We start from the raw sequence: 19,914 nt of genomic DNA, 5'->3' as shown, positions 1-19,914 counted from the left end.
GATACCCGCCGCCTTTCAAATCGACCGCTGGTTAACACGCTTCATCAGTTCCTCTGCGGACTCCTTGCGCTCGGAATAACGATCCACCAGATAGTCCTGACGGTCGCGAAGCAGCAGCGTGAATTTCACCAACTCTTCCATCACATCCACGACACGGTCGTAGAACGCAGAAGGTTTCATCCGACCGTTATCGTCGAATTCCATATAGGCCTTGGGCACGGACGATTGGTTGGGGATGGTGAACATGCGCATCCAACGTCCCAGCACTCGCAGCTGATTGACCACGTTGAACGATTGCGAGCCACCGCACACCTGCATGACCGCCAGGGTTTTACCCTGGGTCGGCCGTACCGCGCCCATGGCCAGTGGCACCCAATCGATCTGCGCCTTAAACACTGCGCTCATGTTTCCATGACGCTCTGGAGAGCACCAGACTTGTCCCTCGGACCACAACACCAAGTCACGCAGTTCCTTCACGCGTGGATGGTCGTCGGGGGCGTCATCTGGCAGTGGCAAACCGGACGGATTGAAAATCCGCGTCTCGGCGCCAAAGTGCTCCAGCAGTCGAGCGGCCTCCTCCACCAACAGACGACTGAAGGAGCGCTCACGAGTGGACCCGTACAGCAGCAAAATGCGCGGCTTGTGGATGGAGGTCTTTTCGATACCGAGCTTGTCTGCCGAGGGAAGATCAGCCAGTTCGCTATCGAGCTGAGGAATAGCGTCATCAAACATAGTCTTTGTCCTGCGCAACGGCGCTCTTGGATTCATCGAACCAGCGGCGTTTCAGCCAGAGGGCCACACCGACCAGAGAAATCAATACCGGCACCTCTACCAACGGTCCAATCACCGTGGCGAAAGCGATCGGGGAAGCCAAGCCGAAGGTGGCAATGGCCACGGCAATTGCCAGCTCGAAGTTGTTGCTGGCGGCCGTAAAAGCCAGCGCGGTGGTGCGTGGGTAGTCAGCTTCGAGCAATTTGCCCATCCAGAAGCTGATGAAAAACATCACGACGAAGTAGATCGTCAGCGGAATGGCGATGCGTAACACATCCAATGGCAATTGCAGTACCACATCGCCCTTGAGGCTGAACATGGCGATGATAGTCAAGAGCAGCGCCACCAGCGTCAGCGGGCTGATCTTTGGAATGAAGCGCTCCTGAAACCATGCTTCGCCTTTACGAGCGATGAGGATCTTGCGGGTCAGAAATCCCGCCAAGAATGGCAAACCCAGGTAGATCAGCACCGACTCGGCAATGCTGACAAAGCTGGTCTCAATCACACTGCCTTCCAGTCCGAACAGCGGTGGCAACAGCCCCAAGAAGACCCAGGCATACAGACTGAAAAACAGGATCTGAAAAATGCTGTTGAACGCCACCAGTCCGGCGACGTACTGATTGTTGCCACCCGCGATCTGGTTCCAGACCAAGACCATCGCGATGCAGCGAGCCAAACCGATGAGGATCAGACCGGTCATGTACTCCGGCTGGTCCCGCAGGAAGATGATCGCCAGTGCAAACATCAACACCGGGCCGATGACCCAGTTCTGGACCAGAGACAAAACGAGGATGCGCTTGTCCTTGAAGACCTCTGGCAGTTCCTCATAACGAACCTTGGCCAGAGGCGGATACATCATCACGATCAAGCCGATAGCGATGGGGATATTGGTTGTGCCCACAGAAAGACTGTTGAGCCACTGCGGCCAGCCTTCGAACAGACTCCCCAGACCGATGCCCAAAGCCATGGCGAGAAAAATCCACAGCGTCAGGTAACGGTCCAGAAATGAAAGGCGGCTTTTACTCATGATCATTGCTCCTGTGATTACAGCGTGCCAATGAGAGCCAGCTCTGCCTTGAGCTGCTCGGCATTCAGTTGAGAAAGCGGTAAAGCCAGGAAGGCTTGGATACGGGTTTTGATCTGCTCCAGGGTGTCTTCAAACGCCGCCTCTATCTCTTCTTGAGTTCCGTGGTATTCCGATGGGTCAGCCAGCCCCCAGTGGGCCTTGGTGGCGGGCCCGAAAAAGACAGGACATGCCTCTCCGGCGGCCTTGTCGCAGACCGTGATGACGAAATCAGGTGCCAAGCCCATATGGGCATCACTGGATTTACTGAACAGCCCGAGCGTCGAGATACCGGCCTTTTCCAACGTTTTGAGACTCAGCGGATGCACTTCGCCTTTGGGTTGACTGCCTGCGCTGTAGGCTTTCATGTCGTCAGGTGCCAAGTGATTGAAGACCGCCTCACAAAGGATGCTGCGGCAGCTATTGGCAGTGCAGAGAAAAAGGATTTTCATCGAGCGGTCTCATAGTCGAGGGCGGAATCAAGCGACCTTGTTTTCACAGCACACGGCTGCACGTTCAGGACGGTCACCCATTTCATCAAGGCGCTTGGCATCAGGGCTTAACCAATGCTTGTTGCTTTCGAACGTAATCGTCAGCACTTGATGAATCCAATCGGGGAGATTTGGGTGCAGCCGGTAATAAACCCATTGGCCTTGCCGACGGTCCGAAAGCAGACCGCACGTGCGCAACTGCGCCAGATGCCTGGAGATTTTTGGCTGACTCTCGTTCAACGCGTAGGTCAGTTCGCAGACACAAAGCTCCCCTTCCCGCGTGATGAGCAGCATGGTGCGGACACGGGTTTCATCAGCCAGACATTTAAAAACAGTGGTGGGTGTCAGATGGTCAGCCATATCGATTCTCAGCGTTTGGTTTTCACCAAGACAAACATCTTGATGCGCTCATAGATTTCATGAAGCGTGTGGCGAAATGCGTCGGGCTTGGTGCTGGCGACCGGATCCTCGAAACTCCAAGCCAATACTTCGCCTGCCCCCGGTAAGGATTGGCACTCCGCTGCTGCTTTATCGCACAACGTGATGACGAAATCGAAACGCTTACCTCGAAACTCGTCGATTGACTTACTACGCAGCCCTTCGGTACTCACCCCAAGGTGGGAGAGCGCGTCAAAGGTACGTGGATCGACCTGAGTGGGAACGGTGCCTGCACTGAACGCCTCGAAATGCTCCGAATCGGTATGGCGCAGCAGCGCTTGCGCCAACTGCGAGCGGGCAGCATTAGCGGTACAAACGAACAGAACACGGGTTTTGCTGGTCATCGTGGAGACCTCAGCTAACATACGGCTTTTCGAATATACGTTTCTATGCATGAGCAGTAAAGCGGTACGCCAAATAAACTCTGGAAAAATCAGACCCACCGTTCACCCCACTATTTAATCCCCGCATTTACTGGCATAGCAGAAAATTTCTGAGCAGGCTGCAGCATGCGCATCTGGTTAATCGAATATATGTTTTTTGTAATAAGCTTGTCATGCGCTTGGGGGTAGCCTCGGTTCCGAACCAACCAACCTGGAGCCTGAGAGATGAAAAAACTGACAATCACCATCGCCTTGCTGGCCGGCCTGTTTACGGGCATCAGCTTCGCGAGCCAGTACGACAAGCCCGGATTCTTTACCAAAGTGGAAGATGGCCGCCTCTGGGTCTTTTATTCAGGCTCAGAACAATTGAGAGAATTCAAGGCGCACGGCGAGCCGGCCAAGCAGTACACGGCAGTCGGGGCAGGCCCAGAGGGGATGACCGTTAAGTCCGGTGACGAGAAAGCGCTCAAAGACTATTTGAGTAGGGTCAAGAAATAAGACAGCTACCCGGATCCACCCTGAAACAAGGGGCGGATCCGGTAGATGGATGCTAGCCTTTGCAACAACCAGGCGAGGCCCGAGAAGCGACTTCAACAGCGTCGCCTCCAGCCCCACAACAAGAACGCTGAACTGGCGAAACCTCCGATCGATCATCAGCCTCATCGAAGTTTGAGTTGCAAATGCCAGTCTCCGGAAGGACCAGCTCAACCCTTTTGGCTGCATCCCAATCGCCGGCCAATGCCGCGACAACAGACCGTATCTGCTCATAGCCCGTCATCAACAAAAACGTTGGTGCTCGGCCATAGCTTTTCATTCCCACAATGAACAAGCCTTCCTCGGGATGCGACAGCTCTACCGCGCCATGGGGCCTGACCGTACCGCAGCTGTGCTCGTTGGGATCAATCATTGGTGCGAGCACCACTGGGCTTTGGGTCGCAGGATCGAGTTCGATACGTAGCTCGCTGAGCAGGCTCATGTCAGGGCGGAATCCAGTCGCCACAATCAGCTCGTCCGCGGGTGGAAGCACCTGCCCTCCCGCCTTCACGACCACTCCCTGGCCATTGCCAGCGATCTGATCGATAGCGACGCTCCTGAACAGCTCGATCACGCCGTCATCCAATAACTGGCGAATCTTCAGGCCGAGCTTTCCGCGCTCTTCCAATTGGTCATGTGCCCCCCCACCCAGAATGCGCTCAAGAGAGTTACCGCGGATCGCCCAGAGCACTTTGGTTTGCGGCGCCTCCTGAATCAGGCGCACCAGATCCTGGAGGGCGTTAAACGCGGAGTGACCACCACCCACCACCAGCACTCTTTTGTTGGCATAACGATTCCGGGCACGGCCCAGCACGTCCGGAATACCGTATGCAATGTGCGTTGCATGCTCGATCTCGCCCAATGCAGGGATGCCATGGGCGCCCATCCAGTTTGGTGTCAGGTAGGTGCCCGAGGCATCAATGACAGCACCGGCCAGCACATCCCGTTCACCGGTTGGCCCTGCGACACGCAGCAAAAAAGGCGCTGCCGATCTGCCCTGAGTCTTCATTACATCCTGACCGACGCGCGTGACGGCCAGAACACGGGTATTGAGCTGCAAGTGACGCTTGATCTGGTCCAGGTCCGCGAGCGGTCGAACATATCGGTCCAGCAGGTCACGGCCCGTTGGATACTCGTTTTCCGGTGGTGGAATCCAACCATTGGCGAGCAACAGCTTGGCCGCCTCCTTGTCCACGTTGAACTGCCATGGAGAAAACATCTTCACGTGCGCCCATTCTTCAATACTGGACCCGGCTTTCGGGCCAGCTTCCAGAATCAGCGGTGTGAGACCTCTGGCCAGCAGGTGAGCGGCGGCGGCAAGGCCCACTGGCCCCGCTCCAATGATGGCGACCGGAAGTTGATTGTTTTCCATGTTCGAGTCCTTCTTCAGGCTGGCTGATTGATCGGAAACAGGCGCTCGACAATCGCGCAGTCGAGCCAGCGACCTTCGAGGCAGGCGTGTTTTTCATACACCCCCACCTGGCGGAAACCGCAGGCTTCGCACAAAGCGAGGCTGGCGTGATTGAAGGTAAAAATCCGTGAAAGGACTTTCCAGAATCCGTGCGTTTCGGCTTCTTTCAACAATGACTGAAGTAACTGCTTGCCGAGTCCCTGACCGCGAATACTGCTATCCAGGTAGATGGAAAAGTCCGCAATGCCGTCGTAACAGGCGCGAGCGCGGTAACTACTGAGCCCAGCCCACCCAACAACCTGATCTGCATCGTCGACCATGACCAGCACCGGATAACGTTTCATAGAGTTGACGCGTTCAAGCATGTCTGCCGGACTTCGAGGGGTCGTTTCGAACGTAGAGCTGCGCTCTTCGATCCCCTGGTTGTAGATGGCCGCAATTAAATTAGCGTCTTTGGGTTCAGCTGGACGAACTCGCATTTGGGAGCCCCATTGAGTTGGTAGTAACAACATTATTGGCAAAAAAAGGGAAGCGCTCCCCTTTCAATCCTTCTTCACGGCTGGGCAGCAGTCACTCGCGAGCCCGCAGCGAATCTCCGTGGCCCGTGTAATCTGCCTGAGCAAACTCAGCGCTCCTTGCCTGGCTTCAGCCGAGAGGTTCTCGATCATCCCTCGCTCCTCGGCAATCAGATCAGTCCTGATTTTCTCGTATAACTCACGTCCAGCATCCGTTGCCTGGATTCGTACTGCACGCCGATCTTCATCATCCTCAACACGGGAAACATACCCTTTGCGTTCCAAGGTATCGACCACGCGGCTTGCCGTGCTTTTGTCCAGGAACATTTCTTCTGCCAAGACCTGAAGACGCAGAGCGCCCTTCTTGACCAGCGTCTCGACGGCATAACATTGGGTTACTGATACGTCATAGCAGCAGATCCGATCCCGATCCCGAAACTGATAGACGCGTACCAACTGGTTCAACGCCTCATACAGGTCCTCGGCATCCTGGGCCAGTTGATCGTTTTTACGCTTCGTCATAATCGTCACAAATTAGTTGTTAGGTGCAACAATAAGCCTGATCTGTCGAGATCGTCAACACTGACTCTCGGTTGACGTTAGTCAATGGAAGGCGCTAGCTTGTTGTTACTGACAACAAAAGCATGGACGTACCGGTTGTGACACTTCCAGAGCAGATTCATCCTCCGATCAATCGCTCCAGGCTCGTATGGGCCATGGGGTTCACCCAGATTCTCGCCTGGGGTTCGACCTACTACTTGCCGGCGGTGCTTGCGTCTCCGATAGCCAAAGAGACGGGATGGTCCATGACCAGTGTGGTGGGCGGCCTGTCCTGGGGGCTACTGGTAGCGGGGGCGTCCTCGCCGGCCGTTGGTCGTCAGATTGACCGCCGTGGTGGGCGTTCTGTCCTGGCCGCCAGTTCGCTGCTGCTGGCTCTCGGCATGCTATTGATGGGACTCGCGGACAACATTGCCACCTACTATGTCGCCTGGACTCTGATCGGCATTGCCATGGCGGCAGGCCTATACGACGCCGCCTTCTCAACCTTGGGCCGACTTTTCGGCGAGTCGGCTCGAACGTCAATCACCGGGCTGACCTTGTTGGGTGGCTTCGCCAGCACCATAGGTTGGCCGGTGATTGCGGGACTGGAGAGTTGGATCGGCTGGCGATACGCCTGCCTTACCCTCGCCGCAGCTCATCTGCTGATCGGATTGCCCATCCATGCGTTGTTGATTCCTGGAAGCACAAAGCAACCGCCCCACCCCGTAGCAGTAGAATCACCCAATGCATCCGAGCTTCGCCCTAGGGCCACCCACCAATTGTTTTTGCTGATTGCCGCCATGCTGACGGTTCTGGCGCTGGTCGTATCAGGTATCTCAGTACACCTGCTCAATGTCCTCAAGCAATTGGGCGTCGCGACTGCCGTGGCCTTAGCCATCGGCATGGTGATTGGTCCTGCGCAAGTTTTGGCACGGGTGGCGGAGTTTTCCGTAGGCAGGCACCTCCATCCAACCTGGTCCGCACGGGCCGGTGTGTTGCTGTGTTTGATTGGGCTTGGGCTGCTGATTGCAGGCCTGCCCTGGCTGGCCTTTGTGGCGATAGCATTTTACGGCGCCGGTAACGGCATCCTCACCATCGCTCGCGGTACCCTCCCCTTGGCGCTGTTCGGGCCTCAAGGATATGGCGTACGAATGGGACTGCTCGCAAGACCCGTCCTGGTCGCCCAAGCCTGCGGCCCCATCGCCGCCGCTTACGTTCTGGACAGCTTCGGAGCATCAGTTCTGCTAAGTGTGATGTGCGGGCTTCTGTTGCTGTGCTTCATCGCCACTTGGCGCCTGCCAACTACACAAAAAGACATGTAGACGCAGTGCTGAGCGGGAAAACTGATTCCTGGCATCAAGCGAACACGGGGTGCGATGCATTGTCGATGTAGCACATCAATCTGGGGATGATGTGAGAAGCATCTGGCCCAACGCCTCTGAGGGTGGCCGAGGCAAAATTGCGCTGCTTCGGTAATCCCACGAAATACAAACCCGGCACATGCTCCGCCTCTCCGTTGCGTTGAGTCAGACTTTCGTTTCCCGCCACGTGCAGACCTGCCAAAAAACCAAGATTCGGACGAAACCCTGTCGCAAAAATCAGACTGTCCACCTCAGCATGCTGCCCATCAGCCCAGATAACGCCCGTTGGCGTTACCTGCGTGAACATTGGTTTGCGCTCAAAAACTCCCCGCTTCATGGCTCGACGATAGGTGCCGTCATCCAGCACAGGGGTACTTTGATCATTCAACCAACGAGTCTTCTCCAGTCCTGTCCACTTGAGCCAAGCATGGAAATCCACACCGAGGACCTTTTGCGGAAAAAACCGAATCGATTCCCTCGTTGCCAATACGACTCGGCTGACTTGAGCCAATTCATGGGCAATTTGTACAGCTGAGTTGGCCGCACCGATGACCACGACGCGTTGATCACCGAAGCCGTCGACATTTCGGTAATCCGCACTGTGTAAACGTTGCCCGCGAAAACTTCCCAGCCCTGGAATGTCAGGGATGAAAGGCTGATTGAATCCGCCCGTGCAAACGATCAATGCTTTTGAGCGGAAACACCGGCCATCAGATGTGTGAAGCAAAAATAGTCCATCCTCCCTACGCACTTTCTGGACGCGTGTGTTCTGCCGAATGGGTAGCTGGAAAACGTCCGCGTACTGCTCCAGATAACGTACGACTTCATCGCGTAGCGGGTAATGCTTGGCTTGCGCCGGAAAAGGCAATCCAGGTAACGATGAATAAGCAGCAGGGGAAAAAAGTCTCAGGTTGTCGTAATAATTGCGCCAATTTCCACCTGGCTGGCTCTCGGCATCTAGGATAAGAAACCTGAGGTTTTGCTGCTGCAGATGCCAACCGCACGCGAGCCCAGCTTGGCCCGCACCAACAACGATGACATCCGTGGACTCGTTAACTACGTTCATATGTGCACATCCATGCATATATACAGATAAATAAAAACTACTTTGGTGCACCAGGGCAGCAAAACGGGGCCAGACTCTTCATGTGCTGGAGAATGGCTTCGAGCCGTGTCACCACCGCCGGTCCATCCACCTCATAGAACATCTGCCGACTGACCTTGGTAGCACGGACGATGCCCGCCTCTAACAGCACTTGCAGATGTCGGGATACCACTGAACGCTCTTGAGGCAGCCCTTCGGCAATCTCGGCGATATCCGCTCGCCCCAGTTGCATGACTCGCTTGAGCACAGCTACCCGCGACGGCTCGCACAGAGCTTTGAAGAAAGCGCCATCGAGAGAGTCGATAGCAGCATCAATTGCACAGGTACGTGTAGAGGTTGGGTTTGTCATGCGGAAGACTATATGTGCACGATCATACACACGTCAACTTGCCGAAGCAGTGACCGACATTCAGCTTTGGGTGAACTACTTTGAAATATCGTTTCGCGATTTCCTGACCATAAACGAGTACGTTGCGCTTGGAAGGCGGAGTACCCGCGGAACGCAGCTCGTCAGACGCAAATCCCAAACCGTGTGCTCGCAGGCGAAATGGCATAATATGCCAATTATGTTTGTCCAGATCTGGAGCTAATCATGGCGACGCGAAACGTTGTGCTCACCCCTCACCAGGAGCAGGTTATCCATGATCTGGTTCAGTCCGGCCGTTATCAGAATGCCAGTGAAGTGATGCGAGAAGGCTTGCGGCTATTGGAACAGCGTGTCGCCGAAGATGCCGCCAAAATCGAGGCCCTGCGTCAGGCGACCTCAATCGGCATCATGGATCTTGATCGCGGACACTTCATTCAATTAAATGAAGGGGATCTGGAGCAATACCTTGAGGGGTTGAGCCAGGAGGCCAGTGTCCCGGCGAGGGAGAAGCACTGAGCATGCCGCAGTATCGGATTTCCAATGCAGCACGCGCAGACATTGTCGACATCCTCAGGCTCTCCCAGACGCAGTTTGGCGATCAAGCACGCCAGCGCTACCAGGCGCTAATCCTCGCGGCGCTGCAAGCTCTTGCCGACACGCCTTATCGCATTGGCAGCCACGACCGCGATGAGCTCGCTCCGGGTCTTCGCAGCTATCACCTCATCTATTCACGTCAGCAGGCCAAACACCCCCACGGGACGGTCAAAAGCCCACGCCATATCGTGTTTTATCGTGTGGCAAGCGACGATGTGATCGAGGTCGTCCGACTTCTTCATGACGCCATGGAAGTGCAGTTGCACTTGCCTAATGACTGATCAGCGACCTGGATCATCGGCTTAACTGGCCAAGAACAGCCGGCAACTCCGCTTAAGAATATCGACTCATTACTCATATCCTCTTCCGAACGGCCAAGGACCTGCCAGATATTGGTTGCTCATCCAGCATACTGGAGTGCACTGAATACCAGCCAGTGCCACACTGGAGTCCGTCGGAGATCGCCATTCGCGATCGCTCGCACACCCGATGTGGATGGGGGCAAAACTGGGGGCACAATTCGTTTATTTCAGACTAAAACAATCGCGCTAGAGCCCTGTCAAAATGTTTTTTGGCGACCCTGATAGCCTGTAGCGCCGCGCGCTCAACCATCTCGCAAACCGCAAGACTCTTATGCCCTGGCGCCCGAAAACGGCCAGAGCCCAAGGAAGACCCCACCGCAAAGGAGCATTCATGTCGTATTTCAAAACCACCGCCGCCGTTATCGCTCTCGCTTCACTCGCAGGATGCGTGACCAACCGTTCCGAGGTGGATGTAACCGGCCCGGTACCGCAAGTGGCCGCTTCAGGCCAAGGCCAGCAGATTTACATCAATGCATTGGATGAACGGGTATTCGAAATCAAGCCACGCAGCGCTGATATTCCTTCGCTGAAAAACGATGAAGTAAACGACACCAGCGTCACCGAGCGAGCCATCGGTCGCAAACGCAACGGTTTTGGTAAAGGGCTTGGTGATGTGGTGCTTCCTTCCGGGCGGACCGTGTCACAACTGGTAGGGAATGCTGTGGCCACAGCTTATCAGCAGGCTGGCTATCAAATCGTGACCACGCCAACGCCGAGCGCTACACCGGTCAATGTGCACATCATCGAATACTGGTCGTGGTTCTCTCCTGGCGCGTTCACCGTGGCCGTGAACAACAAAGCCCATCTGAAAATCGAAGCGCCGGGCACCGTGCCGCTGGAAGTGACAACCAACACTCGTGACAGCATGCAATTGGCCACAGACAGCGACTGGAAGAAGATTAACGAGCTGGGTCTCCAAGCTATCGTCACTGAGACGGGCAAGCAACTCGGCAAGACCAAGCCCTGAAAAAGAGCTCTTCATCAACGGCAGCCACCATCCGGGGGCTGCTGAACGCTCTCAACATGCTGGACCTCAAGCCAAAATCAACTGACTACTCCCGCGGTGACTCAGCCTTGACCTTACCGCGAAACACCCAGAACCCCCACGTGCAGCCACGAACCATCTCACCATCGTGTTCGATCCAACAGACACCGCAGGTCTGGATCGGCCCGAGGGCGCGGTGATAGCAGACGTGAGGCAGGTCGATGCCCTGCTCGGCCAGGAAATCGATCAGCGGCTGGTCTGCTTTACCCCTCAAGGTCCGACCGTTGTACTCGACGCAGCACTGGTTGTTGACGCTCATGGAAACTCGCCCCCATTGGCCGACTGACCGCCGTGACAGCGGCCCAACGAAACGTGAGGGCCGAATGTCTGGACGGAAATGTTCAGTTACAGAGTCGATATCCCGGTGCTGAAAATGTTCATTAATTTTGCTTGCGGATCATCGGAGCCGTTACAGCTTGTGGCAACCCAATGCCAGGTACCGCTGCGGCTCCGCCTCCCGCAGGCGAGCCGCCAGGAACACGCCCACCAGTAAGGCAGCCGGGATGATGGCGCAAAGACTGTAGGACAGCGCCTTGCTGGCACCCGTCAGCACATCGAAGTGCACCACGGCGATCACCAGCACCGCCAACAACACCAGGCATGAAAAACCGGGAAAGAGGCCTCCTCGCCAGAGCCCCAACTTGAGCTCCGGATGACGCTGGGAGAAAACCACGACCGCGGCGGAGGTGAGCCCCATCAGCAGGATCACGCACAGCGTCGCCAGGTTGGACAGCCAGGCGAACAGTTGCAGGATCGGATCTGCGTCCATCGCGGCGAAAACCAGCACGACCACGGCGGAGATCAAGCTTTGCAACGCCGAGCCCATGTGGGGGCTCTGGTGGATACGGTGGGTGGTGCCCAACCGGCTCGGCAGCAACCCATCGCGGCCAATGGCGAAGAAGTAACGGGCTGCGGCGTTATGAAAGGCGAGCAATCCGGCATAGATACTGACCATGAACAGCACACGAATGACCTGGGTCAACCCGGGGCCGACGAAGTGGTCGGACATGCCATAGATAAATGTCGTCGGGTCCTGCAAGGCCTGGAGCGTGGCGACAATCTTGTCCGCGCCTACGCCCACCACCATCGACCAGACCGACAGCGCGTAGAAGCCGCCGATCAGCAACACCGAGCAGTAAGTGGCAATCGGAATGGTTCGCTGGGGATTCTTCGCCTCCTCGCCGTAGATGGTGGTGGCTTCGAAACCAATGAACGCCGCGAAGCAGAACAACAAGCCAATGGACGGTGTGCCACTGAACACATGGCTGCGATCGAATGCATCCAGGTTGATGCCGCTGTCGCCCCCGGACTTCAGGATGGCGAAATCCAGGACCAGGATCGCCAGGTACTCAGCAATGACGATGACTGACAGCACCCGGGCAGACAGATCGATCTTGCGGTACCCGAGGATCGCGACGCTGGCCATGGCCATCAGCGAGTACGCCCACCAGGGCAACAGCAGGCCAAACGCATTTTGCATCGTGCCGCTGACGACACCGCCGAACATGCCATACAACCCGACCTGGAGGATGTTGTAGGCAAACATCGCCAGCACCCCTGCTGCGCCACCGGCCATTCCGCCCAGGCCCACGGAGGTAAAGGCATAGAAACCGCCCGTGTGGGTGAGATGCCGGGCCAGGGTGGTGTAGCCCACCGAAAACGCCAGTAACACCAGCAAGGCCAGGATCAGCAATGCCGGAGTACCTGCGCCGTTGCCGAGCATGATGCCGATGGGAAAGCCGCCGGCAATGACGCTCAACGGGCTCGCCGCCGAGACCACGAAAAAGATGATGAAGCCGACACCCAGGGCGCCACGCTTGAGCTCGCTGGAGCTGTTGACCGGGAGAGGTACGCTCATATCTTGTTGACCTTATGGGATGAGGTATTCGCTGCAGGATCGGCGCGGCCCACGGCGGGATCGCCTTATCGTGGGTGCCGCACGTCGGATTCGATCCTATGCCTCTCCCTCGATGCCTCACTAACCCAAATCGGCACGCGCGTAATCGGCAATGGCGGCGCGGGCGGTATGGGATGGCAACTCTGCGAACAGGGCCTGGTACTCGGCCGCAAAATGACTCAGGTGAAAGAAGCCCCACTGGGCAGCGACATCGCCGATCGACAGATGGGACGCCCGGGTCGACATCAGCGTCCGGCGTACGCCATTGAGCCTGACGGAACGCAGGTAATTGATCGGCGTCGTCTCGGCGACCGCGCGAAAGCTGTTCTGCACGGTGCGCCGGCTTACCTGGAGACGCTGGCACAACTCATCGACGCTGGGCACGTTGTTCAGCTGCGCGGTCGCCAGGCGATGGCACTTTTCGACGATGTAACTGCGTGTGGAACTTGGCGTGCGCTGCTGTTTGTCGCAAGCGGGGTCGGTCATCAGTTGCAGCAACTCGCCGAGCATGGTCTGTTCCAGCTGCAATTCCCGGTCCTGGGCAACCTCATCTTCTTCGCTCAGCAGCGCCTGGGAAAAGGCCGCCAGCATTCGACGGCGAGCCCCTGCATAGCGCTGGGTCGACACCCTGATCACCGGTTGCCGCAGCAACTGGCTGATGTCCTTGGCCGATTCGGTTTGCGCCAACGCTTGTTCGAACAGCTCGCGCTCGAACGTAATGGCCAGCAGCTCCATGCCCATCGGCATGTGGAACATGAACTCCTCGCCACCGTGGAGAAAGAACAGGCTGCTGTCGTCCACTTCCCTTCCCTGCATCCGGACCGAACCCGGGACGGTGATGGGCACGGCAAAACACATCTTGCCCCGTGGGGCCACGCCGTGCTGCACGACGCGCTGGTTGATCTGCTCGCGAAAAACATGGCAACGCGCCGTCGTCAACTGGATGAGCGAGCTCTCGGCCGAGCCGGCGGTCAACTGGTTGTAGTCCTGGCTCCATTCCTGGACGGTCGCGGCATGGACATGAATGTCATGGAACCGGCTGATGTTGAGATGCTTCATGATGACGAACGCCTCGGCCAATGTTCTTGTTGTTTGAGCGCCTTCCTGGTCGATATTCTCACAATAAGAGAATTCCGCAAATTTTGTTTGATCGCTACAGCCTTCTCTGTGAAATGCACGAAGACTGCTACCAACAGGTTCCTGTCGCAACCAATCCCTGTGGCGAGGAAGCTTGCTCCCGCTGGGCTGCGGAGCAGTCCCAAACGACGCCGTCAACACACGGCATCGCTCGCTTTTGCGGCGGCTGCGCCACCGAGCGGGAGCAGCTCCCTCGCCACAGGGATCAGGCGTCAATGGCGACGCGGCTTGAAAAGTACACCGCTCACTTTAGTGCTCCAACGACACTGGCAATGTGCCGATTCGGGCTAACGGCCGCGATCAGGCGGCGGGGATGATCGAGACACTGAAAATCGACATCCTGAGAGACCGTCATGAGTGAAGCCAAACTTGAATCCCTCCATTTCGCGGACGCCCCGCGGATCATTTCCACCATCCCCGGCCCCAAGACCACCGAGGCCCTGGCATTGTCGGCGCGTACCGAGTCGATGGCGCGCGGCGGCGCACGCATGCCCGTCGCCATGGACCGTGCCTTTGGCGCAACCTTCAAGGACCCGGATGGCAACACCTACATCGATCTGTCCGCTGGCGTGGGCGTCAGCAGCGTAGGCCGCTGCCACCCGAAGGTCGTGCAGGCCATCCGTGAACAGTCCGAAGTGTTGATGCACGCCCTGGAAGTCAACAGCACCCGGCGCACCGAACTGGCCGCCAAGATCGCCGAGATCGCGCCCGACGGACTGCGCGGCGACTGCATCACCTTCTTCACGCAAAGCGGCAGCGATGCCCTGGAAGCCGCGATCAAGTTCGCCAAGCGCATCACCGGACGCCATCAGATCATCGCTTTCCATGGCGGCTACCACGGCGTCTGGAACGCATCGGGCGCGCTGACCACGGGCACGGCCTACCGCAAGGGCTACGGTGCCCAGATGGGTGGCGTCATTCATGCGCCCTACCCTTATGCCTATCGTTTCCCGTTCGACACCACGCACAAAAGCGCCGAGCAGATTGCCGGCGAATACGTGGACTACCTGCTCAACACGCCCTACACCGCCGCCGATGACGTAGCCGCCGTGATTGTGGAACCGGTACAGGGCGAAGGCGGCTACGTGCCTCCCTCACCGGAGTTCCTGCAGTTGTTGCGCCAGGCCTGCGACCGCAGCGGTGCGTTGCTGATCGTCGACGAAGTGCAGTCCGGCGCCGGGCGCACCGGCAAGATGTGGGCGGTCGAGCACTCAGGCGTGAAGCCCGACATGCTCACCTTTGGCAAAGGCATCGGCAGCGACCTGCCCATGGCCGGCCTGATCATGCGCTCGGACCTGGCGGCCGCGATTCCCGATGGATCGGTGCCCAACACCTTTGCCGCCAACTCGCTGTCCGCCGCCGTGGCCCTGACCAACATCAGCATTCTCCAGGATCCAGAACTCGATCTGCTCAACCGTGCTCACACCCTCGGGCTCGAAGCCCAGGAGCGCATCCGTGGCTTCGACAGCCCCCTCATCGGCGAAGTGCGCGGTCGCGGCCTGATGATCGGAATCGAGCTGGTGGAGGACCCAATCACCAAGGCGCCACTGGCGCCGGCGAAGATCGGCCAGATCATGGGCTACTTGCTGAACCACGGCGTGCTGATGATTCCCTGCGGTCGCTACAGCAACGTGATGCGGGTCATGCCCTCGCTGACGATCCCTCGTTCGCTGTTCTTCAAGGCCTTGGACATTTTTGGCGATGCCCTGGCCTCCTTGAAGGCTTGAGTGTCCATCTCACCTCATTACGGATCGCAAAAATGACCCAGCATTTCAATCACTTCATCGAAGGCACGACCTTCGAAGCTTCGGACGGTCGTCGCATCGCGCTCGTCGATCCGGTGACAGAACAGACTTACGGCAGCACCGCCCGCGGCACCGCCGAGGATGTGGACCGCGCCGTGAGCGCGGCACGCCAGCAACTTGAGCATGGCGCCTGGCGCCAACTCGACGGAGCCCAGCGCGGTCGGCTGCTGTCGAAACTGGCGGACCTGGTCGAGCGCGACACCGAATTGCTGGCCGACCTGGACGCCAACGCCATCGGCCGTTCACCGGTCGAACCACGCCGGCTGGACATCCCCAACGCGATCGCCAACCTGCGTGCCGCCGCCGGCTGGGCGAATCAGCTCGAAGGGCGCACCATTCCCACTGGTGGCTATTTCGGCACCAAGACCCTGTCCTACACGGTGCGGGAACCGGTGGGTGTGGTCGGTGCCATCGTTCCCTGGAACTCACCACTGATGATCACCGTCTGGAAGCTCGCCGCGTTGTTGGCGGCGGGCTGCACGGTGGTCGTCAAGCCGTCGGAAGAAACGCCACAATCAGCCCTGCACCTGGCGGCGCTGGCTCAGCAAGCGGGCTTCCCCGACGGTGTCATCAACGTCGTCACCGGCTACGGCGACGAGGTCGGCCGCGCCCTGTGCGAGCACCCGCACGTGGCCAAGATCAGCTTCACCGGCAGCCCCGAGGCCGGGCGCGAGATCCAGCGCACCGCCGGTGTGTTGTTCAAGCGCGTGGCATTGGAGCTGGGCGGCAAGAGTCCGCAGATTGTCTTCGACGATGCTTCCTTCGACGACGCGCTCTTCGGTTGCTCCCTCGGCCTGTTCGCCAATCAGGGACAAATCTGCGCGGCCGGCTCGCGCATCCTGGTCCAGCGCGGCATCGCCGAACGCTTCGCCGCCGCGCTCGCCGACGCGGCGCGCGCAGTCAAGGTCGGCGACCCACGCCAGCCTGGCGTCCAGATGGGCCCGGTGGCCAAGAAGGCGCAATTCGACCGCGTCAACCGCTACATCCAACTGGGCATCGAACAAGGCGCCTCGCTATTGGCGGGCGGCGTATCGAATGCTGGCCAGGGCTGGTTCGTCCAGCCGACGATTTTCGCCAATGCCCGCAATGACATGGCGATCGCCCGGGACGAGATCTTCGGCCCCGTAGGCACGGTGATCACGTTCGACAGCGAAGAAGAGGCCATCGCGCTGGCCAACGACTCCACTTACGGCCTGGCGGCCACGGTCTGGACGGCCGACCTGGTGCGAGCCCATCGCGTGGCCGCCGCGGTGAAGGCCGGTGCCGTCGGCGTCAATTGCTGGAGCCCACTGGACGCCAACCTGCCTTGGGGCGGCGTCAAGTCCAGCGGCATCGGGCGTGAAGGTGGGTTCAGCGGCGCACAGGCCTACACCGAAGAGAAGGTCATCACCGTGTTGCTGCCCGGCTGAGAACAAAACCCGCACTGACCGAACGGCCCTGCAATGCGAGCTGGCAGGGGCCGTTCGAGGTGCATTTCGATGCGTTGATGATCCTTGGAGAGACTGCGATGAGTCCGGCAAATCAAACAATAATTGATCGGTATCCGACGTCCCTGCGTATTTTGCACTGGGTGCGCGCCTTGCTCGTCGCAGGCCTCCTCTGGGCCGGCTGGCACATGACCGGGCTGAATGACGAAGTGGCGAGCAAATATGAGCTGTACTACCCGTGGCACAAATCCTTTGGGGTGTTGGTGTTCCTGGTGGTCCTGATCCAGATCGCCCTGCGCATAAGCACGCCCAGGCTGCCGCAACCGCCGGAGACATTGGCGCGGTATGAGAGAGTTTCATCAAGGCTGGCGCACCGCACCCTGTATGCCCTGCTGGTGATCGTGCCGTTGATGGGCTATTCGATGTCGAGCACCTACACGATGAGCGATGGGGTGTTCTTTTTTGGCGTGAACCTTCCGGAGCTTCTTGGCAAGAATGACGATTGGTTCGTGGTCTTCCAGTGGCTGCACAAGGTACTCGCCTATACCCTGCTCGGCCTGGTCCTGGTGCACATCGCCGGCGCCCTCAAGCACCGGTTCTTCGACCGTGACCCTCGCAGCGACGTCTTACGCCGCATGCTGTGACGACCAGGGGCCTTGGCACCGTCATGGAATGCCTCCTTATCGAGTGTTCATGCGTTCACGTCGACGACCGTGCGCCCGCGAACCTGCCCTTGCAACACCCGGGCAGCCACTGCCGGAACCTCGGCCAAGCCAATCACCTGGGTGGTGCGGGCAAGCTTGTTGACATCAAGATCCCGGGCCAGTCGCGACCAGGCCTGCAAGCGCGCAGCTTGCGGAGCGTTTACCGAGTCGATACCCGCCAGGGTCACGTTGCGCAGGATAAACGGCAGCACCGAGCCGGGCAGGTCCGCGCCCTGGGCCAGGCCGAAGGCAGCGACAACCCCGCGGTACTGGGTCTGGGCCAAGGCATTGGCCAAGGTATGGCTGCCGACCGAGTCGATGACACCCGCCCAACGCTCCTTCGCAATCGGCGCGCCGGGCTCTGACAAGGTGCGGCGATCGATGATTTCGGCCGCACCTAAGTCGCGCAGGTAATCGGCCTCTTCCTGCCGTCCGGTCGAGGCGATCACCCGATAACCCAGGCCGGACAACAACGCGATCGCCACCGAGCCGGCGCCGCCATTGGCACCGGTCACCAGGATATCGCCACGCTCGGGTGTCAGGCCGCCGTGTTCCAGCGCCAGGACGCTGAGCATCGCCGTGTAGCCGGCGGTGCCGATGGCCATGGCTTGTTGGGTTGAAAACGCCTCCGGGATTTTCACCAGCCAGTCGCCACTCACCCGCGCCTTCTGGGCAAAGCCACCGTGGTGGGTCTGGCTCAGCCCCCAGCCATTGACCAGCACCCGATCACCAGTTTGGAAACCGGCGTGGCTCGACGTTTCGACGATGCCGGCGAAGTCGATGCCCGGAATCAACGGGAACTGGCGGATGACCGGCGAACGCCCGCTGAGGGCCATGGCGTCCTTGTAATTCACCGTCGAGTACTCGATCGCCACGGTAACGTCGCCGGCCATCAGGTCCTCATCCTTGAAATCGACCAGGCGGGTGGAAATCACATCGTCGGCTTTAGTGGTGAGCAGCGCCTTGAAAGTCATTGTCATGTTTCCTGTTCGATTGAAGGATTGGGACTACGGGCAAGCGGCTGGACGGGGCAGACTCACGCAAGCTGCATGGCTTTGCGGATACCCGTATCCAGAACGCCAGCCGGGGCGAAGCGACGCATCCATTGCAACTGCGCCGCCGCCTTGCCAGCGGTATAGCGCAGCTTGGGACGCTCGGCCCGCGCCGCCTTGAGCACCACGTGAGCCACCACATCTGCGCTTTCGGCGGTCGCCATCGCCTGGTTGACGACTTTGGTGACCTTTACGCGAATATCTTCGTACAGGTCCAGCTTGGCGTCAGCCTCCAGGCTGTTGCTTTCGAACGAGGTCCGGGTATAGCCGGGTTCGATCACAGTGACCCGGATGCCATGGGTGCGCAGTTCGTGGTCCAGGGCTTGAGAATAGCCATCTACCGCATGTTTGCTCGCGACGTAGAGCGCCACATAAGGCACGGCCACGACGCCGAGGATCGAACCGATGTTGATGATGCGACCGCTGCCCTGGCGCCGCATGTGGGGCACAACAGCGCGAGTCATCCGGACAACGCCCATGAAATTGGTATCAAAAACCGCCTTGGCCTGCTCGATGGAGCTCTCTTCCGCCGCCGCAGGCGCGAGCCCGAAACCGGCATTGTTGACCAGCAGATCGATACGGCCCTCCAACTGCAACAACTCCTGCACAGCGTGCTCGACAGAGGCATCCTCGGTCACGTCCAGCGCCAGCATGGCAAACGGCCGTTGATCCGACTGGACGCCTCTGCGGCTGGTGCCATAGACCTTGTAGCCCGCCGCAACGAGCTTGACGGCGATGGCCTCTCCGATACCGGACGAAGCGCCTGTTACCAAAGCTACGGGTTTGTTGATTGTCATGAAGTTTTCCTCGGGCAGCAGGGTCGGGGCCGGCATCGAAGCGTGTCGGGCAAATCTATGATGATGAGCATAATCATAAACGTCAACAGTTTTGATTTTGATCGACATCTAATTG

23 protein-coding genes are annotated in these 19,914 nt (G+C 58.5%); 8 read left to right on the top strand and 15 right to left on the bottom strand.

The features are described 5' to 3' along the window. Positions 1 to 15: 15 nt before the first annotated feature. The 5 genes from arsH to KSS97_RS13880 are packed head-to-tail and all read right to left on the bottom strand — an operon-like array spanning position 16 to position 3,107. A complete protein-coding gene (gene arsH / locus KSS97_RS13900; RefSeq protein WP_217861921.1) occupies positions 16 to 732 on the bottom strand; it encodes an arsenical resistance protein ArsH in 717 nt (238 codons plus the stop codon). Further along, positions 725 to 1,798 carry an ACR3 family arsenite efflux transporter gene (gene arsB, locus KSS97_RS13895; protein WP_217861920.1) on the bottom strand — a complete coding sequence of 358 codons (1,074 nt, stop codon included), beginning with the start codon at positions 1,796 to 1,798 and terminating at the stop codon, positions 725 to 727. The genes arsH and arsB overlap by 8 nt, the downstream gene beginning before the upstream one ends. 17 nt (positions 1,799 to 1,815) lie before the next feature. After that, the gene (locus KSS97_RS13890) at positions 1,816 to 2,286 is read right to left on the bottom strand and encodes an arsenate reductase ArsC (RefSeq protein ID WP_217861919.1); all 471 of its coding nucleotides are present in this window, start codon (positions 2,284 to 2,286) and stop codon (positions 1,816 to 1,818) included. 27 nt (positions 2,287 to 2,313) lie between these two features. Then, a complete protein-coding gene (locus tag KSS97_RS13885; protein WP_217861918.1) occupies positions 2,314 to 2,685 on the bottom strand; it encodes a metalloregulator ArsR/SmtB family transcription factor in 372 nt (123 codons plus the stop codon). Between the two features lie 8 nt (positions 2,686 to 2,693). Then, a complete protein-coding gene (locus KSS97_RS13880; RefSeq protein ID WP_217861917.1) occupies positions 2,694 to 3,107 on the bottom strand; it encodes an arsenate reductase ArsC in 414 nt (137 codons plus the stop codon). Between the two features lie 264 nt (positions 3,108 to 3,371). On the opposite strand from KSS97_RS13880, the gene KSS97_RS13875 reads away from it, so the two are divergent. After that, positions 3,372 to 3,644 (top strand): hypothetical protein, encoded by a 273-nt coding sequence (locus tag KSS97_RS13875; RefSeq protein ID WP_217861916.1) that lies wholly within the window; start codon positions 3,372 to 3,374, stop codon positions 3,642 to 3,644. Between the two features lie 52 nt (positions 3,645 to 3,696). On the opposite strand, the gene KSS97_RS13870 is transcribed toward KSS97_RS13875, so the two are convergent. The 3 genes from KSS97_RS13870 to KSS97_RS13860 all read right to left on the bottom strand — a co-directional run bounded on the left by KSS97_RS13870 (position 3,697) and on the right by KSS97_RS13860 (position 6,128). Further along, on the bottom strand, positions 3,697 to 5,052 hold the full coding sequence (locus KSS97_RS13870) for an FAD-dependent oxidoreductase (protein ID WP_217861915.1): 1,356 nt from the start codon (positions 5,050 to 5,052) through the stop codon (positions 3,697 to 3,699). A gap of 14 nt (positions 5,053 to 5,066) precedes the next feature. Further along, entirely contained in the window at positions 5,067 to 5,570 is a 504-nt protein-coding gene (locus tag KSS97_RS13865) for an arsinothricin resistance N-acetyltransferase ArsN1 family A (RefSeq protein WP_217861914.1), read from the bottom strand. Between the two features lie 63 nt (positions 5,571 to 5,633). Next, on the bottom strand, positions 5,634 to 6,128 hold the full coding sequence (locus tag KSS97_RS13860) for a MarR family winged helix-turn-helix transcriptional regulator (RefSeq protein ID WP_217861913.1): 495 nt from the start codon (positions 6,126 to 6,128) through the stop codon (positions 5,634 to 5,636). A 122-nt stretch (positions 6,129 to 6,250) separates the two neighbouring features. Between KSS97_RS13860 and KSS97_RS13855 the strand changes: the two genes are divergently transcribed. After that, positions 6,251 to 7,468 carry an MFS transporter gene (locus tag KSS97_RS13855; RefSeq protein WP_225936108.1) on the top strand — a complete coding sequence of 406 codons (1,218 nt, stop codon included), beginning with the start codon at positions 6,251 to 6,253 and terminating at the stop codon, positions 7,466 to 7,468. A gap of 34 nt (positions 7,469 to 7,502) precedes the next feature. On the opposite strand, the gene KSS97_RS13850 is transcribed toward KSS97_RS13855, so the two are convergent. Both KSS97_RS13850 and KSS97_RS13845 read right to left on the bottom strand, forming a co-directional pair. Continuing rightward, on the bottom strand, positions 7,503 to 8,573 hold the full coding sequence (locus KSS97_RS13850; protein ID WP_217861912.1) for a flavin-containing monooxygenase: 1,071 nt from the start codon (positions 8,571 to 8,573) through the stop codon (positions 7,503 to 7,505). Positions 8,574 to 8,610: 37 nt separating this feature from the next. After that, positions 8,611 to 8,961, bottom strand: coding sequence for an ArsR/SmtB family transcription factor (locus KSS97_RS13845; protein ID WP_039588719.1), 351 nt, complete (start codon positions 8,959 to 8,961; stop codon positions 8,611 to 8,613). Between the two features lie 243 nt (positions 8,962 to 9,204). Between KSS97_RS13845 and KSS97_RS13840 the strand changes: the two genes are divergently transcribed. From KSS97_RS13840 to KSS97_RS13830, 3 genes are all read left to right on the top strand, one after another. After that, complete coding sequence (locus KSS97_RS13840) at positions 9,205 to 9,495, top strand: type II toxin-antitoxin system ParD family antitoxin (RefSeq protein WP_217861911.1); 291 nt, start codon at positions 9,205 to 9,207, stop codon at positions 9,493 to 9,495. A gap of 2 nt (positions 9,496 to 9,497) precedes the next feature. Continuing rightward, on the top strand, positions 9,498 to 9,854 hold the full coding sequence (locus KSS97_RS13835) for a type II toxin-antitoxin system RelE/ParE family toxin (protein WP_039588722.1): 357 nt from the start codon (positions 9,498 to 9,500) through the stop codon (positions 9,852 to 9,854). Positions 9,855 to 10,266: 412 nt separating this feature from the next. Beyond that, positions 10,267 to 10,902 (top strand): YajG family lipoprotein, encoded by a 636-nt coding sequence (locus KSS97_RS13830; protein ID WP_217861910.1) that lies wholly within the window; start codon positions 10,267 to 10,269, stop codon positions 10,900 to 10,902. A gap of 85 nt (positions 10,903 to 10,987) precedes the next feature. Here KSS97_RS13830 and KSS97_RS13825 read toward each other — a convergent pair whose 3' ends face one another. The 3 genes from KSS97_RS13825 to KSS97_RS13815 form a co-directional block, all read right to left on the bottom strand. Then, positions 10,988 to 11,239 (bottom strand): 2Fe-2S iron-sulfur cluster-binding protein, encoded by a 252-nt coding sequence (locus KSS97_RS13825; RefSeq protein WP_217861909.1) that lies wholly within the window; start codon positions 11,237 to 11,239, stop codon positions 10,988 to 10,990. A 150-nt stretch (positions 11,240 to 11,389) separates the two neighbouring features. Next, positions 11,390 to 12,838, bottom strand: a complete 1,449-nt coding sequence (locus KSS97_RS13820) for an APC family permease (protein ID WP_217861908.1) — start codon at positions 12,836 to 12,838, stop codon at positions 11,390 to 11,392. A 120-nt stretch (positions 12,839 to 12,958) separates the two neighbouring features. Then, a complete protein-coding gene (locus KSS97_RS13815) occupies positions 12,959 to 13,936 on the bottom strand; it encodes a helix-turn-helix domain-containing protein (protein WP_217861907.1) in 978 nt (325 codons plus the stop codon). A gap of 431 nt (positions 13,937 to 14,367) precedes the next feature. Here KSS97_RS13815 and KSS97_RS13810 point away from each other — a divergent pair, with 431 nt between their 5' ends. The 3 genes from KSS97_RS13810 (at position 14,368) to KSS97_RS13800 (ending at position 17,890) form a co-directional block, all read left to right on the top strand. After that, entirely contained in the window at positions 14,368 to 15,741 is a 1,374-nt protein-coding gene (locus KSS97_RS13810) for an aspartate aminotransferase family protein (protein ID WP_030138695.1), read from the top strand. 32 nt (positions 15,742 to 15,773) lie between these two features. Next, positions 15,774 to 17,228 carry an aldehyde dehydrogenase family protein gene (locus tag KSS97_RS13805; RefSeq protein WP_217861906.1) on the top strand — a complete coding sequence of 485 codons (1,455 nt, stop codon included), beginning with the start codon at positions 15,774 to 15,776 and terminating at the stop codon, positions 17,226 to 17,228. A 98-nt stretch (positions 17,229 to 17,326) separates the two neighbouring features. Further along, the gene (locus KSS97_RS13800) at positions 17,327 to 17,890 is read left to right on the top strand and encodes a cytochrome b (RefSeq protein ID WP_217861905.1); all 564 of its coding nucleotides are present in this window, start codon (positions 17,327 to 17,329) and stop codon (positions 17,888 to 17,890) included. A gap of 47 nt (positions 17,891 to 17,937) precedes the next feature. Here KSS97_RS13800 and acuI read toward each other — a convergent pair whose 3' ends face one another. Further along, positions 17,938 to 18,924, bottom strand: coding sequence for an acrylyl-CoA reductase (NADPH) (acuI, locus tag KSS97_RS13795; RefSeq protein WP_198797293.1), 987 nt, complete (start codon positions 18,922 to 18,924; stop codon positions 17,938 to 17,940). 62 nt (positions 18,925 to 18,986) lie between these two features. Continuing rightward, positions 18,987 to 19,799, bottom strand: coding sequence for an oxidoreductase (locus tag KSS97_RS13790; protein ID WP_030138691.1), 813 nt, complete (start codon positions 19,797 to 19,799; stop codon positions 18,987 to 18,989). Positions 19,800 to 19,914: the final 115 nt, after the last annotated feature.

Source organism: Pseudomonas alvandae, assembly GCF_019141525.1.
Classification (GTDB): Bacteria; Pseudomonadota; Gammaproteobacteria; order Pseudomonadales; family Pseudomonadaceae; genus Aquipseudomonas; species Aquipseudomonas alvandae.
This window is presented reverse-complemented; position numbering and strand designations above follow the sequence as displayed.